This is a genomic window from Alkalihalophilus pseudofirmus (genome assembly GCF_029094545.1).
GTDB classification, from domain to species: Bacteria; Bacillota; Bacilli; order Bacillales; family Bacillaceae_D; genus Alkalihalophilus; species Alkalihalophilus pseudofirmus.
Genome location: NZ_CP117835.1, coordinates 3931162 through 3947001, shown reverse-complemented (window position 1 = coordinate 3947001; position 15840 = coordinate 3931162). Strand labels below are relative to the sequence as shown.

At 40.7% G+C, this 15840-nt stretch carries 19 protein-coding genes; 12 read left to right on the top strand and 7 right to left on the bottom strand.

All coding sequences use genetic code 11. The annotated features are described in order from the left end of the window. Nucleotides 1-502 precede the first annotated feature (502 nt). The 4 genes from modA to PQ478_RS20530 all read left to right on the top strand — a co-directional run bounded on the left by modA (nt 503) and on the right by PQ478_RS20530 (nt 3896). Complete coding sequence (modA, locus tag PQ478_RS20545) at nt 503-1270, top strand: molybdate ABC transporter substrate-binding protein (protein WP_289235423.1); 768 nt, start codon at nt 503-505, stop codon at nt 1268-1270. Continuing rightward, nucleotides 1270-1926: a molybdate ABC transporter permease subunit gene (gene modB / locus PQ478_RS20540; RefSeq protein ID WP_289235422.1), complete on the top strand. Its 657-nt coding sequence runs from the start codon at nt 1270-1272 to the stop codon at nt 1924-1926. Before modA ends, modB begins: the two co-directional genes overlap by 1 nt. A 35-nt stretch (nt 1927-1961) precedes the next feature. Beyond that, a complete protein-coding gene (locus PQ478_RS20535) occupies nt 1962-2789 on the top strand; it encodes an aldo/keto reductase (RefSeq protein ID WP_289235421.1) in 828 nt (275 codons plus the stop codon). A 69-nt stretch (nt 2790-2858) separates the two neighbouring features. Further along, nucleotides 2859-3896: an AbrB family transcriptional regulator gene (locus tag PQ478_RS20530; protein WP_289235420.1), complete on the top strand. Its 1038-nt coding sequence runs from the start codon at nt 2859-2861 to the stop codon at nt 3894-3896. A gap of 23 nt (nt 3897-3919) precedes the next feature. Here the strand turns inward: PQ478_RS20530 and PQ478_RS20525 are convergent, their stop codons facing one another. After that, on the bottom strand, nt 3920-4588 hold the full coding sequence (locus PQ478_RS20525) for a spore coat protein (protein ID WP_435521091.1): 669 nt from the start codon (nt 4586-4588) through the stop codon (nt 3920-3922). Nucleotides 4589-4903: 315 nt separating this feature from the next. Between PQ478_RS20525 and PQ478_RS20520 the strand changes: the two genes are divergently transcribed. From PQ478_RS20520 to PQ478_RS20495, 6 genes are all read left to right on the top strand, one after another. Next, nucleotides 4904-6172: an ammonium transporter gene (locus PQ478_RS20520; protein WP_012960789.1), complete on the top strand. Its 1269-nt coding sequence runs from the start codon at nt 4904-4906 to the stop codon at nt 6170-6172. A 1-nt stretch (nt 6173) separates the two neighbouring features. After that, nucleotides 6174-7154 (top strand): DUF294 nucleotidyltransferase-like domain-containing protein, encoded by a 981-nt coding sequence (locus PQ478_RS20515; protein ID WP_289235419.1) that lies wholly within the window; start codon nt 6174-6176, stop codon nt 7152-7154. Nucleotides 7155-7159: 5 nt separating this feature from the next. Continuing rightward, a complete protein-coding gene (locus PQ478_RS20510; protein ID WP_289235418.1) occupies nt 7160-7897 on the top strand; it encodes a 3'-5' exonuclease in 738 nt (245 codons plus the stop codon). 36 nt (nt 7898-7933) lie between these two features. Continuing rightward, entirely contained in the window at nt 7934-8188 is a 255-nt protein-coding gene (locus PQ478_RS20505) for a MerR family transcriptional regulator (RefSeq protein ID WP_012960786.1), read from the top strand. A gap of 69 nt (nt 8189-8257) precedes the next feature. Then, nucleotides 8258-8548: a YwdI family protein gene (locus tag PQ478_RS20500; RefSeq protein WP_289235417.1), complete on the top strand. Its 291-nt coding sequence runs from the start codon at nt 8258-8260 to the stop codon at nt 8546-8548. Between the two features lie 150 nt (nt 8549-8698). Next, nucleotides 8699-9211: a hypothetical protein gene (locus tag PQ478_RS20495; RefSeq protein WP_289235416.1), complete on the top strand. Its 513-nt coding sequence runs from the start codon at nt 8699-8701 to the stop codon at nt 9209-9211. Here the strand turns inward: PQ478_RS20495 and PQ478_RS20490 are convergent, their stop codons facing one another. Continuing rightward, entirely contained in the window at nt 9212-9829 is a 618-nt protein-coding gene (locus PQ478_RS20490) for a GNAT family N-acetyltransferase (protein ID WP_289235415.1), read from the bottom strand. It lies immediately after the preceding gene. Between the two features lie 172 nt (nt 9830-10001). Here PQ478_RS20490 and PQ478_RS20485 point away from each other — a divergent pair, with 172 nt between their 5' ends. Next, a complete protein-coding gene (locus PQ478_RS20485) occupies nt 10002-10376 on the top strand; it encodes a DUF423 domain-containing protein (RefSeq protein ID WP_012960782.1) in 375 nt (124 codons plus the stop codon). Nucleotides 10377-10436: 60 nt separating this feature from the next. On the opposite strand, the gene PQ478_RS20480 is transcribed toward PQ478_RS20485, so the two are convergent. The 4 genes from PQ478_RS20480 to PQ478_RS20465 form a co-directional block, all read right to left on the bottom strand. Then, nucleotides 10437-10928 (bottom strand): hypothetical protein, encoded by a 492-nt coding sequence (locus tag PQ478_RS20480; RefSeq protein ID WP_289235414.1) that lies wholly within the window; start codon nt 10926-10928, stop codon nt 10437-10439. Nucleotides 10929-11062: 134 nt separating this feature from the next. After that, the gene (gerQ, locus tag PQ478_RS20475; protein ID WP_289235413.1) at nt 11063-11587 is read right to left on the bottom strand and encodes a spore coat protein GerQ; all 525 of its coding nucleotides are present in this window, start codon (nt 11585-11587) and stop codon (nt 11063-11065) included. A 265-nt stretch (nt 11588-11852) separates the two neighbouring features. Beyond that, nucleotides 11853-12284: a cell wall hydrolase gene (locus PQ478_RS20470; protein WP_012960779.1), complete on the bottom strand. Its 432-nt coding sequence runs from the start codon at nt 12282-12284 to the stop codon at nt 11853-11855. A 214-nt stretch (nt 12285-12498) separates the two neighbouring features. Then, complete coding sequence (locus PQ478_RS20465; protein ID WP_012960778.1) at nt 12499-13131, bottom strand: YitT family protein; 633 nt, start codon at nt 13129-13131, stop codon at nt 12499-12501. 164 nt (nt 13132-13295) lie between these two features. Between PQ478_RS20465 and PQ478_RS20460 the strand changes: the two genes are divergently transcribed. Continuing rightward, the gene (locus PQ478_RS20460) at nt 13296-13745 is read left to right on the top strand and encodes an Lrp/AsnC family transcriptional regulator (protein ID WP_289235412.1); all 450 of its coding nucleotides are present in this window, start codon (nt 13296-13298) and stop codon (nt 13743-13745) included. Between the two features lie 39 nt (nt 13746-13784). Here the strand turns inward: PQ478_RS20460 and PQ478_RS20455 are convergent, their stop codons facing one another. After that, nucleotides 13785-15689 carry a sensor domain-containing protein gene (locus PQ478_RS20455; protein WP_289235411.1) on the bottom strand — a complete coding sequence of 635 codons (1905 nt, stop codon included), beginning with the start codon at nt 15687-15689 and terminating at the stop codon, nt 13785-13787. Nucleotides 15690-15840: the final 151 nt, after the last annotated feature.

The following is a 15840-nucleotide window of genomic DNA, read 5'->3' as shown; positions in this document are numbered from 1 at the left end:
TAGTGGTTGTTGAGCTCCGCTGCAGGCACACGCTTTCCACTGGCGTCACGGCAGCATTCTCATCGTCTTCACTCATAACAGAAATAAATACACTGGAAAATGGGTCCCCTTGCAGTAATTGTTGATCTCCACTACAGGTACTCGCTCACCGCGGAAAGCGAAGCATATTTCAGGAGCGAAGACTACGCTATAACCCATGTTTAAGGCACTTAACGTTTTGAATTTATGAATTCTTCATTTCCAATATTCCTTAAACGAGCAACAACACAGCGAAGTAACGTTCAGCCAGAGGCAAATTTCCTCTAACATATTTTTATCTTTTAAAGTCAAAGCCACTCTATTTTATTAATAGCTGTTATGGGAATATTTTTAAAAATGAGCAAATGCCTTCAAATGGAATTTGGAAAAAGGTAGAATAGAGTAGGTTGTACATACTATTTATAAACAGATGACAAATGACAGACCACAAATGACAGACCACAATAGAAAGGCTAAAAGCAAGATGATAAATAAACTAATTGGCACACTCTTTATTTTACATGTATTTATTTTGACAGGCTGTACTAACGCAAATGATGAAGATGAACCGTTATATATTGCAGCTGCATCCGATTTGTATCATGCATTGACGGAGGCGGGGGAGGAATTTACAAATGAGACGGGGATTCCTCTTGAGTTTACGTTTGGTTCTACTGGATTGATTACTCAGCAAATCAACGAGGGTGCGCCTTATGATTTGTTTTTAGCTGCACATGAATCGTATATTGATGAGTTGATTGAGCAAGAAGCAATACTGGCTGATTCAAAACACTATTATGCCATTGGCCGTAATGTATTGATGTATGAAGAGGAAAGTCTCTTATTAGAAAGCGGGCAAGCGCAGCAATATCTTTTAAGCGATGAGGTAGGGACCATTGCGATTGCTAACCCTGAACACGCGCCTTACGGAAAGGCAGCTAAAGAGACATTAGAGTCATGGGGAATTTGGGAGCAGATAGAAGAAAAGCTCGTCTATGCGGAAAATATTAGACAAGCCTATCAATATGTTGAGTCAGGTAATGCTGATGTTGGTATGGTAGCCTTGGCTTTAGTAAGTGATACAGATTATGAGTATCAACTTGTTGATGAGGCTGCACATGAGCCGATTATTCAGGCACTGGGAATTCCAGCTGTTTCATCTAAGGAGGAAGAAAGTAAGCAATTCATCGAGTATTTAACAGGAAAACGCGGACAAGAAATTTTAGTGAAATACGGGTTTGACCTGCCGTAATGGAGACGATCTTAACACCTTTACTGTTATCGCTTCGAATATCAATGATCGCCACCGCGTTTGCGTTCGTCATTGGAATGTTGCTTGCTTGGTGGTTTGCTTTTCATAAAACCAGGCTTACAAGACTGCTTTCTGTGTTAGTTACGATTCCTTTAATCGTTCCTCCAACCGTCCTTGGATACTATTTACTTATCTCGCTTGGCAGGAACAGCTTCATAGGTCAGTGGGTAGAAGGGTTAACAGGGGAACCGATTGTTTTTACATGGAAAGCGGCGGTTATTGCAGCTGCTATTGCGGCCCTTCCGCTCTTAATCCGCCCGATACAGGCATCGTTTGAGTCCATTTCCACATCGGTACTTGATGCAGCAAAACTAGACGGTGCTCATGGCCTTCAATTACTACGGTATATTATTGCACCGCTCGCTTATAAAGGGATTTTAGCAGGTCTTGTATTAGGGTTTGCGAGGGCGATGGGGGAGTTTGGTGCGACGATTATGGTCGCAGGGAATATCCCCGGAAAGACGCAAACCTTGTCCATTGCCATTTATGATGCTGTTCAAGCGAACCGAATGATGGATGCCCATTTAATGGTTCTCGCATTAAGCGTTACAACGATCATTTTTTTAATTCTCCTGTCCAAATGGTATAAATCTTAGTTGAGAATAATTAATTTGAAAAGGAGCTGATAGTTATGAATGCAAGTACAGCGTACGCAACACTCAATAATGGAGTGAAAATGCCGTGGCTTGGTCTAGGGGTGTACAAAGCTGAAGACGGAGCTGAAGTAGAACAAGCAGTTATTAAAGCGATTAAAGCAGGGTATCGAAGCATTGATACGGCAGCTGTTTATTATAATGAAGAAGGTGTTGGCAGCGCCATTAAGAAAAGCGGAGTGGCAAGAGAAGAGCTTTTCATTACGACTAAAGTGTGGAATGACGATCAAGGGTATGAGTCTGCTCTTCGTGCATTCGATCAAAGCATGAACAAGCTCGGGCTCGATGTACTGGATCTTTATTTAGTACACTGGCCGGTTGAGGATAAATTTAAGGATACGTGGAAAGCGCTTGAGACGTTGTATAAAGCAGGAAAAGTTCGTGCGATCGGTGTAAGTAACTTTAATGTAACTCATTTAGAAGAGCTGCTAAAAACAGCTGAAATCAAGCCTATGGTGAATCAAATTGAGTTTCATCCCTATTTATTGCAAGAAGATCTAAGGAAGTATTGTAAGGAGCAAGGGATTCAAGTTGAGGCTTGGCGGCCATTGACAAAGGGCGACATCTTCTCTAATCCAACTGTCCAAGAGATAGCGAATGCTCATAACAAAACCCCTGCACAGGTCTTATTGCGCTGGAATATCGAACATGAAGTCGTAACGATCCCAAAATCTGTAACAGAGTCACGGATTATCGAAAACAGCCAGATCTTTGATTTTGAATTGACACAAGAAGAAATTAGAAAGCTTGATGAGTTAAATGAAGATAAGCGTTATGGTCCGGACCCGGAGACCTTTGACTTTTAATAGGACAGAAGCCTTCAATTAATGTGGATTGAAGGCTTTTCATCGTTAATTATATAAGGAGCGGTTTGCATGCTGCAAAAAGCAACTTTTCTTATCATTGCAGCCCTTGTTGGAGCTGCTTTTTCTTACTTGAATGTTCCTGCAGGGTGGCTATTAGGTTCATTAGTGACAGGTATTGTTAGTGCGTTTTATATTAAAAAACTATTCTTTTCAGATTCTCTTTTTAAAGTATCATTAGCGCTAATAGGCGGAAATATTGGATTTATGGTGGTCCCCGAACAATTTCTTACTTACCACATGTTAATCGGGCCATTTTTGATTACCCTTATTTTAACGATTGTGGGCGGTATTCTTTTAGGGAGATTTTTATTGAAATATACAGGCATGCACCCCAACACGGCTTTCTTTTGCTGTATGCCTGGAGGGGCTTCAGAGGTGATTGCTCTGAGTAAGGAATATGGAGCGGACCAGCGGCTTGTGGCAGCTTTTCATACAACAAGAATTACTTTGTTTGTCTTCATTATTCCGTTTATAGTCGGTTTGAGCCATCCAGTTGTAAATTCAGGTCTTTCTTCAAACGGTGTATCATTCACAAGTGGAAGTACAGCGATTGCTGCGTTAATCGTGGTTGTGATTGTCACTTTATGGTTAGGGGCTAGAGTAAGGTTCCCAGGTTCTGCTTTGTTTTTTGCTATTGTCCTTGGTTTTTCTGTGCATCAATGGGTGATTCCTGCTTCTGAGATGCCGTTTTTTGTGACGGGGCTTGCGCAAGCGTTAATGGGGGCCATTATTGGGATGCGGTTTGACCGTGAAACCTTTCAGGAAATAAAACAGGTAGGCGGGGCAAGTGCGCTTACACTCGCTTTATACTTTTTGATGAGCTTTGGGCTTGCTGCGATCTTCTTTTTCCTCACTCCTATCAACTATTCGACAAGCCTCTTAAGCATAGTTCCTGCAGGAGCCGCTGAAATGGCTTCAACAGCTACGATGCTTGCTATTGAACCGACAATGGTCGCCACCTTGCAAATGCTTAGAGTTCTAGCCTTATTTCTTGTACTGCCTTTTTTGATCAAGTGGTTTGCCGAGAAACCTAAAACAAACCCGTAGTGAATTCTCACTACGGGTTTATGTTATTGCATGAAAGGCTGTTGTTGTTGCTGCGTTTGATTTTCGCCGCCATTTGGCATTTGCGGCGGTGCGGTTGTTTTAGCATAAGCTTGTGTCATTGTTTGCATATCTTGCTGCTTTAACTGAGGTACTTGATAATATCCGTGTTTATTTTGGTATAAAAACACTTCATAAGCCATCTCAATCATATTTGGAACTGTATCTGCTAAAATCCTGCGCAGTACAGGGTTCGTCATCTCAACTGAAGTCATTGTCATTGTAGAGGCTGTTGTCTTAAGAAGTCCTAACATATGTGCAGATAAGCCAGCTTCTTTAATTTCTGAAATGGAGCGGTTAGGCTTTTTCGGCTGCGTTGGGCTGATACCGAATACGACATCATTGGATTGAGTCATTTTATATACATCTGTCGATCCGCCTTGTGGCTTCGATCCCGTAGAAAATGCATCTACGATTAAATTATATTGACTCTCAATAAAAGCGTACTGGCGATCAAGAATGTCAATTAACTCTTGATCCTTCATAAATGAACGGAACATCATATATTGATCAAGGACGTTAATCATTTCTGCGATAATCTCATGCGCATCAAATACTTCGTGGCCTCCATGGCTCATGTTTTGCGGTAACTGATTTGACTGCAATTGATTTGACTGCATTTGAGATTGATTCATCATTTGCTGTTGTTGGTTTAATTGATTTGGCTGGTTCATCATAAAACCTCCCTGTCTCTTTAGAGGAAGACGAAAATCCCCCTTTGTTACTCTTTCTCTAATCACATTTTTCATTCTGGTACTTTTAGTAAAATGACTGAAACCCCAATGTATTAAGCGTTTTCATGGTTGTGAGGGTAAACAGAAACCATGTCAGCTTATCTTACAAGACAGTAGATTCTGAATATTCAAAACGTATAATAGGACTTAACAACAGATGTTAGCTTACATGACGAACAGAGTAAGCAGCTTCAAAAACAAAGGGGGAGTCAGAAGATGGATGAATTATTTTTGATGAATAACCTGTGGGTAATGGTTTGTGCGGTGCTTGTCATGTTAATGCAAGGTGGGTTTATCTTGCTTGAAGCAGGTTCAACCAGAATGAAGAATGCAGGGCATATTGCAGGGAAAACCATTTTTACAATTGGGATTGCATCACTCGTATTCTGGGCAGTAGGTTATGGATTTATATATGGCGAAGGGAATTTATTTATTGGACTAAGTGATTTCTTCTTCGGAGATTTCACCACGATGTTTGATGGCTTAGCAGGATCGATTGATTTCTTTTTCCAGCTGGCATTTGCAGCTATTGCTTTAACGATTGCCTTCGGAGGATTTGCTGAGCGTGCGAAATTATCTGCATATATCGTATTTGCCGTATTATTCTCGGCATTTGTGTATCCAATTGTTGCGCACTGGATTTGGGGTGACGGCTGGTTAGCTGAGCTTGGTAAGCAAGATTTCGCAGGTTCAACGGTTGTTCATTTAACAGGTGCAATGGCGGCCCTTGCAGCAACGATTCTATTGAAGCCTCGTCTTGGAAAGTTCAATAAAGATGGTTCAGTAAATGATTTAGCAGGGCATAACCAGGTGTATACAGCATTAGGGGTTTTAATTTTATGGGTTGGTTGGTTCGGATTTAACGCAGGTAGTACATTAGGTGTAGACGGGGCATTCTTCGGATATGTTGCATTAAACACTCAGCTTGCAGCAGCTGCTGGTGCAGTAGCCGCTCTATTTATTGCCTGGGCAATTCTCGGTAAATCAGATGTTCCGACGATGTTAAACGGGGCATTGGCAGGTCTTGTAGCCATTACAGCATCTTGTGCATTCGTTGCTCCTTGGGCAGCAGTTATTATCGGTCTTATTGGCGGACTAATCGTATTCTTCAGTATGAAATTCTTTGATAAAGCAAAAATTGACGATCCAATCTTTGCGCTGTCTGTACACGGTGTTGCTGGTGTTTGGGGTACAATCTCAACTGGATTCTTTGCTACACCAGAACTAGCAGCATTAAATGGCGGAAGTGCCGGTTTATTTTATGGCGGTGGATTTTCTCAATTAGGTGTTCAAGCATTGAGCGTAGTCGTTTGCGGAGCATTTGCTTTTATCGCATCTTATGTATTGTTGTTAGTGACAAAAGCGATTGTCGGAGGCCTGCGTGTATCTGAAGAAGAAGAAATTCTTGGTCTTGATTTAAGTGAACACGGAAGCTATGGATATCCTGAAAGCATGCCGGAAAAAGAAGAAAAAGCAGGAGCATAGGATGTCTGTTTCCAAGAAGGTCTCTTTTATCGAAGATGAGCACCGTGATGAAGGTTTAAGGCAATCAGCATTGAATGAAGTAAAACCGAGCAAGCTGCAAGATATTCATGAACGAATGATGGAGCATGCAGTGTGCCGGGCATTGAAAACTGTTGAAAGTGAGTGGGGAAGTCCTCCTGCTCACTTTGCTTTCTTTGTAATGGGAAGTGCAGGCAGGCTTGAGCAGTCTTATTATAGTGACCAAGATCATGGAATCGTCTATGACGATGACTCTAATGAATTTGAAGATTATTTTATGAGGCTTGGCGGTGAAATTACCTTAGAGCTGAAGGCAGCCGGCTATGAAGAGTGTGACGGTAAAGTAATGGCTTCAACAAAACGCTGGTGTAAGTCGAGGGCTGCGTGGCAAAAGCAAATCGATCAGTGGGTAAAAGAGGATACCTGGGAGACGCTTCGTTATGTGTTAACATTAGCTGATGCCAGACATTTTATGGGTGAAGCTGATTATATTATTGAGTTGAAAGAGCGTTTGCAGCATCATTTGAAAGCAAAACCAGATCTTCTTAAGCGGTTAACGGAAAACACAGGGAGAGTGAAAAAAGGAATCGGCTTTTTCGGTCAATTATTAACAGAGCCAAAAGGAATTCACCAAGGTAAATTTGACCTCAAGCAAACGGTTCTCTTTCCTTACGTGAATGGACTGCGCCTCCTTGCGTTAAAAGAAAACATTATGGCGACCTCTACCCTTGAGAGGATGAAGAAGCTTCCTGCGGCTTATGGTCATATAAAAAGCCATCAGCTTTCTTTTCAAGAATTGCTCACTCACCGGCTTTCTTTTCAACGTGGCCACAAAGAATATGCTGGGATTCACTTTGTTAATGTTGACCGCCTATCTTCTTCTGACAAACAGCGTCTAAAAGAATGGGTGCGTGAGGGGCACGAGCTGTATCAATATATTGAAAATGTATTAATGAAGGGTTGATCCTCATGGTAATGAACCATATGGTGCAATTAGTCAAACAGCTATCAACTAAATTAAGCCCAAGTATGTATGCTTCGACCTTGCAAAGCTCACAAGCTGAAGGCTTAGCAAGGCTGAGGCAGATTCAAAGAGAATTAAAAAATGATGACGTACTCGATCAGCCTCTTCATTCCCTTTCTTTTATAGTTTTTGATTTAGAAACCAGCGGCTTCTTTCCCGACAAAGGAGACGAAATACTCTCAATAGGGGCCGTAAAGATGAAAGGAGCTGAGGTGCTTTTCGAAGAGAGTTTTTATTCTACAGTGCAATGTAAGAAAGAACCGTCTTCAGATGTACTGTTGCTTACAGGTCTTACGTTAGAAGAGCTCCAATCTTCAAGACCATTAATAGATGTATTAAATAATTTTTATGAATTTGTCGGCGGCGGAACTTTAGTTGCTCATCATGCTACTCATGAAAAACGTTTTATGTCTCATATGACGTGGCAGCTAATGAGGATGCCGTTTGCCCACCGAATCATTGATACAACTTTCCTTACAAGGGTGGTTGCTCACGATGAAGATCTTGTAACCTTAGATGAATGCTGCATCTACTACAATATTCCTATTACAACGAGGCATCATGCCCTCTACGATGCGAAAATGACAGCCCAACTGTGGGGTCAGTGCTTAGAGCTTGCACAAGAGAAAGGATTTTCGACGTTACGCGAGATTTATATTTATTTAGCAACATTAAAAAAATAGTTTTAAAAATATAGGGTTGATAAAGGAGGGGAGGGTGTGGATCCGACGGTTTCTAAAAAGAAAGCCTGTTTTCCGATTCGTGTCGTGATGGAGATGACCAGTCTTACAGCAAGGCAGATCCGTTACTACGAGGAACAAGGATTAATTAAACCGGTGCGAAATGAAGGAAACCAACGAATGTTTTCGTTAGAAGACATTGAAAGATTTAGATTAATTAAATCCTATATTGAACAGGGCATTAATGTAGCCGGTATAAAGACTATTTTGGCAGCCAACGTGCAGGATGTGTAACCTGCGTGATGGTTGTCTTTTTATGTTCTCCATATGATAATATGGGAAGAGAAAAGAGAGGTGTCAGTTATGAATATTTCAGTAAAATCGATCGTCAATCAGATGGAAGAGCAGGTAAGTCGTTTGCGTGAAGCTGTTGATAGGGGCGATGTCTCGGCAATTCGTGAGTATACTGCCGTGATTGAATCTCATTGCCAGCTCATTAAAAGCGGAACCTCTGCCAAGCAGACAGAAATACCTGAGGCTTCATATGCACATACACCAGTTCAAGCTACTTATCCAAACGAGACAAAAATTATTTCAACTTCCGTGCAGCAAAATGAGCCAGCTCCGCCCAAAGATAATCTACTCGACTTTTAGTCAAACCTGCTCCAAGAAGAATGGGGCGGGTTTTATTTTGTATATAAAGGATTTATTCACCAAATATTGAAAAAAGTGAAACCGACAAGGAGGTTAATGCGTCTATATAGAGAAGCGTGATCTTATAGAGAGGGGAGCAGCCAACATACTATGGCTAAATGGTCTACTTTTCAAATTCTTGTCATTGCAAATGTAATCTTATTTATGTTTATGTTAGAGAGAATGGTGAGCTCTCGTACCATCCAGCCGCCTACTGCTGGTGAGCCAGCTGTTAACAGCAGCTTTTCTACTCTCATTGTCTACATAATTATTTTAATCGGTGTTTATTTATTATTTCTATTTGAAGCCAAAAAGAATAGAGACATTTTTCGTCATAAAGCATGGCTGAAAATGCCTCAAGTTTCCTTTTTGATTGCAATTGCATCTACTGTTCTTTTTCTTGTGATGGCCACAATCGGCCCTTTATTTGCCTGGGTAGAACAATTTCGTTTTCTTCTCTACTTATTAGGCAGTGTGTTTTTGTTTATGACATACTTGTTTATCTTTTCACTGATCCATAAGAGCCGTTTTGATGAAAAGCGTGTGGAAGGAGCCGTTCACTGGTCGTTAATCTGGACAACCGTGTTATTTGCAGGAACATTTTATCTTTTTCCTAGCCTATGATTATAGTTTGTTTTGCCATTCAACTAAAACCGCGTAGTCAAGAGACTCATCATCATCTAAATAATTCGGCAGAGCTTGCAGAGGAGTCAGACCTTGTTTGATCATGAACGATAAAACAAGGTCGTGAATCTCGCCTGAATGTACCTTTTTAATGTAGGAATCAATATCTAAGTGCTGAGCATATTCATGATAATTAGGAACTCTGCAGCCAGCTAAGAATCGGGTGAGTTCAAGCTCTTCCACAACCTCTTTTCTTGCTTCGTACAGGGCACCTGCAATCCCTCGGCCACGATAACTAGGTCTTACACAGACATCAATTCCGTATAAGCTGTCCCCGTGTGGATTATGGCTGCGGCGAATAAAGCCTTTGTCACTTACCTCATCCCAGGTGTGCGGCTCGCCAGTATATTGAATAATAAGGGAGGTAGCTGACCCGACGATTACTCCATCAATCTCAGCGACAAGAGCTCCCTTTGGAAATGTTTCCACATGCGATCTTATTTGTTCCTTGCTCCACCACAATTCCTCAGGAAAAGGCGGCGGGAATGCTTCTTTCTGAACATCAAGCAACCCTTCATAATCCTCTAATGTATATGGGCGAATGTTCAATTTACTCATCTAACTCCTCCTATTACTTCTTTTCTGTCAGTTTATCTGATTTTTCCAAATGTTTCACATGAAAAAACTTAGAAAATGGCAATTTGTTTAATTTTCACTTTGAAATTTTGTTTTAGACATTAGTGTGCTATTCTTAAAACAACATTAGATTGTAGTGGTAAGGAGTGTAAAGATGGCTAAACTATTTATTTTACTAGGCAGTATTGTTATGGCATTGTCTGTAGCGATTGGAGCATTTGGGGCACATGGACTTGAGCCGCGTTTATCAGAGCGTATGATGAAAAATTACCAAACAGGCGTGCAATATCATATGATACATGGGATTGGATTATTAATTGTTGGGATCGTAGCACTGAAACTGACTTCATCAAGCATGTTAAACGGGGCAGGCTGGAGTTTTCTTATTGGAATTATTTTATTCTCAGGAAGCTTGTATGCCATGGCGTTAACAGGCATTACTAAACTTGGAGCGATTACACCGATTGGCGGATTAGCATTTATTGTCGGCTGGGTGCTCTTAGGGGTTGCCGCTGTTAGAGGCTTGTAATAAATAGTTGATAGATGTAGATACCTCATAAATAAAAACGCGCTAAGCTGCGCGTTTTTATTAATGTTTCATTAAGGCATAACGTTTCACTAAAATATATGCCAAGGAAAGGAACAGGGAAAGAGTAAGAAACATGATATAGGTGTTTAGGTTAAAATAGAGCTTATTTGTATGCACAGAGAGCAAAGAAGAAGTTATCTGCTCAATGTAATACCAATCAACATAGCCCCATTCCTTTTGATACGCCTCAGCCAAGACTTCACGATAATTATCAAATGCAGTACGTTGATAAGTTAATCCAACTAACCAATGAAGGAGTAGCGCCATCATCGTGATCGTAACTGCACGAATACTAACTCTAAAATGTTCGATGACCTTTATCATTGAAAAAATGAAACCAACGAAAAGAATAACTAAAATAGGTATAAGTAAAAGCAAAGGATTTCCGTTTCCTGACACAGAACCAGGGGGAGGGGTGGATAGATTAAAGATATAAAAGAATAAACCGCTCATTAGAATGCTAATAAACAATAAAATAAAGTGTCTTTTCATTGCAGAACCTCATATCTTTGTATATTCATGTGACTATTAAATACTTCTTACAGTTTAGCATTTAATTCCAAATTTTGCGCGTATTTACAAAGGTAATAAAAAAAGACGCCTTCTTCAAAGCGTCTCGTTGTCTATTATTCTGGCCTTGGCGAATATTGGGCTAACTGGGCACCTTGGCCGCTGTTAAATGGATATTCATATTCAATCGGCTCATCAAATGTTACATAATCTAAATTAACCATTAACAGTAAATAGTACATGCCTGTATCTGGGTCGCTGATCACAATATGATCACGGCCTGCTTCTTCTACACGCCCTCTAAAGATCATGGCATTCCACTCGGAATTATTTTCAAAGGTCATATAAAAAGTACCAATTTTTCCTCGGTTTAAACGTAGAATATTTTCTATAAATGATTGCTCAAGCGGCAGCATTCCTGTGCCTCCAAATTGCTGTTGAACAAAACCAGGTACTTGATAGTTTTGAGCAGAGAAAAACTGTCCTCCTTGCGGCTGCATCATTGGCTGTTGTTGCTGCATCATTGGTTGCTGTTGCTGCATTTGAGCTCCTTGCATTTGCTGGGTAAAAGCCTGTTGATTAATGAAGTCTTTATTATCTGGTTGCTGCTGTGGTGATTGTTGATTCCATGATTGATACACTATTTATCGCCCCTTTTCTCTTTACGTGCCTAGCTTTGGCTCCTTGCCTTGCGGGAAATAACGGTGCATCGAATGAAGACAAAAAGCGTCTTCATATCGCTGCCCCTCATATTTCCGCAAGCCAGCCCAGTCGACTCCGCTTTTCTTGTCTAGCTGCAGGATTCAGGTAATCAGCGGCTTCACTTTGCCAAACGAAGCAAAGAGCGCTTCTCATTGTCAAAGCTCCATCCCCCTCATACCTAAACGAACCCCTCCGCTTTTCTCATTAATACGTTGAGTATACTTCTGGGCATTCGGATGCTAATGGTGTATAGAAGCAATGTGCTTTGTAGCGTCCGGAGTTCCATTGACCCCACCACTGTGCTGGGCAGGCGCCGTCTGGCCTGAAGAACCATAATGCAAACTCTGCAGGATGTGTGCGTTCTCCTGCCACTGCGCGTCTTGCAAGCCGTTTATCCCGTTCTCTCGCATGTTGATAGAAATAGCTTTTTTGTACCGCTTCAAAGCCACCTGGCGACTGAAAGGCCATTTGGGGGACTGAGGTAACATCTGTAAAGTCGAGACAGCCAACCCTCACCCTGTTAACCATGACATTTCCTGCTGCCATCATACCGATTTCTCCTTCACCTTCGGCCTCTGCACGCATCAGCCGAGCGAGCATATCAATATCGCTTGAAGACGTCTTTATCACTGCCATTTCTCCACCTCCATTCAAAGTTGATGTATGTCTTTTGAGGTTTTACTTCACTTCGAGGAGCGTTTTGTTGTGCCTCTATGTAGCAGAGAACACGACGATTGGCGAGGCCATTACCGTTACTTGACTATATGAAGCGTCATATGGGCTTATTCCAAAAACAACGAAAATAAAAAACACATTGACTATGAGTCAATGTGTTTTTATTCGTCCAAACCTATTCAGTTACTGGAACTTGCTGTTTAGGCTGCTGCTTTAGCACCTTCTCTTTAGAAGGCTCTTCTCTTCTTCTAGCAATTTCGTTTTTAAAGTAGCTGATTACTCGTGCCGTAACGGCTATCGAGAGAACCGATGCGATACCGCGTAAGAATCCAACTGTATAAAAGCTTGTTAAAACAACCATGAAATCAAAGGCAAATGTCGTTTTGCCCGGGTCAATATTCCAGCGTTTCTGAAGGAACAATGCTAAAATGTTGGCTCCACCAAGAGATGACCCATTCATAAATAAAAGAGATAGACCAATACCAATTATAAATCCGCCGACAACCGCACCTACCCAGATCGGTACAGTGAAAGCAGGCAAAAAGTAGTCAAACCCTGTGACAACCGATAATAAGCTTACAGAAATAATGGTGGTAAACGTGAAATTCCAGCCCATTCTCATCATTGAGAAAATATAAAATGGAATATTAATTAAGAAGAACGTCACCCCGAATGGCAGGCTTAATAAGTATGCCACACTTAATGAAAGACCTGCTGTTCCGCCCGTAACAATATTTGCATGCTTCAAAAGAATAACACCTATACTTGTGATAACAATCGCAAGCAAGATCATCAGCCATTTCTTCATCTAATCACACCTTCCTCAATATAAATCCGCACTATATCATATATTTAATTTTAATCGTTGATTGGACGTTTTTGCATAGTATAATGAAGGAATAAAACTTGTTTATCCTTCATTTAGAATAGATTGATAGTTGTTTTATATCAAAGTGTAAAGGGGAGAGTGTGATGGACAAAATAGATATCAAATTACTCGAACTAGTGCAGCAAAATGCTCGGATAACAATCAGCGAATTATCAAAAGAGCTGGCCCTCAGCCGTCCGAGTGTGTCTGAAAGGCTGCAGCGGCTGCATGAGAAGGGGATAATCGAAGAATATTCAGCGCGTATATCTTTTGAGGCTGTAGGGAGAGAAATTCTGCTAATTATTCTCGTAAGCGGGCTGAAGGTTCCGCTGCAAGAGTTTGAGGAAATGGTGAAAAGAGAAGAGAAAATCATTGAGTGCCATCGTGTGACAGGGGACGTCAGTTATTTCCTAAAAGCAGCGGTACCGTCAATGAATAGTATGAGAATTTTAATAGACACCTTAATTCCATATGGCAATATTAATACTTCTACTGTAATAGGCTCCCCTGTGCCTTACCGCTCAATTCTGCCGATTAAAGAGAGTAAAGAATAAAAAAGAACGGCTTATCTCCGCCGTTTCTTTTTTTTTAATTCAATTAAAAAAAGGTATCTCATGAAATAGGTGTTGGTAGTGACGTGCAACGTCTGTTGGATTCAGGGGTGGGTGAAAAAGAAAGCCTTGGCCGATATGGCATTGATGTTCATTTAGAAAATCAGCTTGGGAAGATTCTTCAATTCCCTCGGCAATAATTTTAAAATCAAGATTATGTCCTAAATCAATAATTGTCTTGGCGATCGCTGCCTTATTAGGGTTTGTCAAAATATGTTTAATGAATGAGCGGTCGATTTTTAAGATATCAATGGGAAGCTGGTCTAGAGCGCTCAAAGAAGAGTACCCAGTCCCAAAATCATCAATGGCTACTTTAATACCGTATTGCTTTATCAGCTGAAGCTTTTCAACTGTGTGAACAAAATGGTGAGTGGTGCTTTCTGTTAATTCAATTTCTAGGTACTGAGGGTGAAGCTTGGATTCTTTTAGTACATTCAATACGTGCCATACAAATTCTGGGTCTCTGAACTGCTGGGAAGAAACATTAATAGAAACAGGAACTCTGACAAATCCTTGTTCCTGCCATGCTTTGTTCTGGCGGCAGGCCTCTTTAAGTACCCAGGTTCCTATATCGGTGATTATTCCCGTTTCTTCGGCGATAGGGATAAATTCCTCGGGGCTTATCAAACCAAGTTCAGGGTTATTCCATCTGATTAAAGCTTCAAACCCTCTAAGTTCATGGGAATTCAGATGAACTTGAGGTTGATAGTTCAAGATAAACTCCTTGTTTTTTAGGGCTGTTCTTAATTTGTTTTCAAGCAGGTGTCTTCTGCTTAAAAGACTGCTTGGTTCGCTTGAATAAAATTGAAAGTTATTTTTACCGCGCTCTTTAGCCATATACATCGCCGTATCGGCGTTTTTCATCATACTCTCAATATCATTTCCATCTTTAGGGAACATGCTGATGCCGATACTAGGTGAAATGAAAAACTCCTTTCCTGCATAAACGAAGGGGTAGGAAAGACAATCAAGAATACGTCCTGCAATCGCTCTGACTTCCTCTTCATTCATGTCCTCTAGTACAATGAGAAATTCATCGCCGCCCTGTCTGCCAATCATCCCGTTTTCACAAATCGTCTGAGAAAGCTTTTCTGCTACTTCCTTTAACAAAAGGTCCCCAACTTGATGACCGAGTAAATCATTCACAAGTTTAAAGCGGTCTAGGTCTAGATAAAGAAGTGTGAGGGAAGAGTTGTTTACTTTGGCGTACTCAATTGAACGCTTTAAATATTCTTCAATATGATAACGGTTAGGCAGTCCTGTCAACGCATCGTGATAGGCTTGATGTTCAATCCGTTTCCGTGCTTGATTAATTCGTATGTTCATTTCATTAAATTGAGTCATTAACTGCCTGATTTCTGGATAGGCAGCCATGCTTTCATCAATCGATTGTCCAAGATCATCATGAATTGTCGTTTGAGATGGAGTGTGGTGATGATCTAGTAACTTTCGATTCGAGTTTGCTAGTTGGTCTAAGGAACGTTTTAACAACTCTTCTGTACATTTTCGTTCGGTAATGTCTGTTCGGATCGAAACATACTGATAAGGCTTGCCGCGGCTGTCGAGAAAAGGAACGATGGTTGTGTGTACCCAATAAAAGCTGCCGTCTTTTGCTTTATTTTTTACCTCGCCTCTCCATACTTTTCCTCGGCTGATTGTTCGCCATAAATGTACAAAGAAATCACTTGAATGATAACTAGACTTGAGCATTCGATGGTTTTGTCCTAGCAATTCATCCCTGTCATACTTTGAAATTTTGCAAAACATATCGTTTACAAACGTAATCGTCCCTTTGTTGTCGGTAATGGCAATGATAGATGCCTCATTTAAGGCATGTAAAATATGCGATGTTAATGACAAGTCTCTTACCGGTAATACACTATTCAATCTGCACCCCTCCTTAATTCGTGTTTATATGAGTAATAAGTCCTAAATTATATTATGTGTATAGTGATATCGTGGTTATTTATTCACATGTTAACACAATTTGAATGATTTTCCTTCGATGAAAAAACAATTTGTTGTAGAAAAATGACAG

What these genes read in the sequence shown, in the direction of transcription:
- PQ478_RS20535 (WP_289235421.1), top strand. Translation starts at nt 1,962, where the DNA reads ATGAATGCAAGTACAGCGTACGCAACACTCAATAATGGAGTGAAAATG.
- PQ478_RS20485 (WP_012960782.1), top strand. Translation starts at nt 10,002, where the DNA reads ATGGCTAAACTATTTATTTTACTAGGCAGTATTGTTATGGCATTGTCT.
- PQ478_RS20510 (WP_289235418.1), top strand. Translation starts at nt 7,160, where the DNA reads ATGGTAATGAACCATATGGTGCAATTAGTCAAACAGCTATCAACTAAA.
- modB (WP_289235422.1), top strand. Translation starts at nt 1,270, where the DNA reads ATGGAGACGATCTTAACACCTTTACTGTTATCGCTTCGAATATCAATG.
- PQ478_RS20495 (WP_289235416.1), top strand. Translation starts at nt 8,699, where the DNA reads ATGGCTAAATGGTCTACTTTTCAAATTCTTGTCATTGCAAATGTAATC.
- modA (WP_289235423.1), top strand. Translation starts at nt 503, where the DNA reads ATGATAAATAAACTAATTGGCACACTCTTTATTTTACATGTATTTATT.
- PQ478_RS20520 (WP_012960789.1), top strand. Translation starts at nt 4,904, where the DNA reads ATGGATGAATTATTTTTGATGAATAACCTGTGGGTAATGGTTTGTGCG.
- PQ478_RS20470 (WP_012960779.1), bottom strand. Translation starts at nt 12,284, where the DNA reads ATGGCAGTGATAAAGACGTCTTCAAGCGATATTGATATGCTCGCTCGG.
- PQ478_RS20515 (WP_289235419.1), top strand. Translation starts at nt 6,174, where the DNA reads ATGTCTGTTTCCAAGAAGGTCTCTTTTATCGAAGATGAGCACCGTGAT.
- PQ478_RS20490 (WP_289235415.1), bottom strand. Translation starts at nt 9,829, where the DNA reads ATGAGTAAATTGAACATTCGCCCATATACATTAGAGGATTATGAAGGG.
- PQ478_RS20480 (WP_289235414.1), bottom strand. Translation starts at nt 10,928, where the DNA reads ATGAAAAGACACTTTATTTTATTGTTTATTAGCATTCTAATGAGCGGT.
- PQ478_RS20460 (WP_289235412.1), top strand. Translation starts at nt 13,296, where the DNA reads ATGGACAAAATAGATATCAAATTACTCGAACTAGTGCAGCAAAATGCT.
- PQ478_RS20530 (WP_289235420.1), top strand. Translation starts at nt 2,859, where the DNA reads ATGCTGCAAAAAGCAACTTTTCTTATCATTGCAGCCCTTGTTGGAGCT.
- PQ478_RS20465 (WP_012960778.1), bottom strand. Translation starts at nt 13,131, where the DNA reads ATGAAGAAATGGCTGATGATCTTGCTTGCGATTGTTATCACAAGTATA.
- PQ478_RS20525 (WP_435521091.1), bottom strand. Translation starts at nt 4,588, where the DNA reads ATGAATCAATCTCAAATGCAGTCAAATCAATTGCAGTCAAATCAGTTA.
- PQ478_RS20500 (WP_289235417.1), top strand. Translation starts at nt 8,258, where the DNA reads ATGAATATTTCAGTAAAATCGATCGTCAATCAGATGGAAGAGCAGGTA.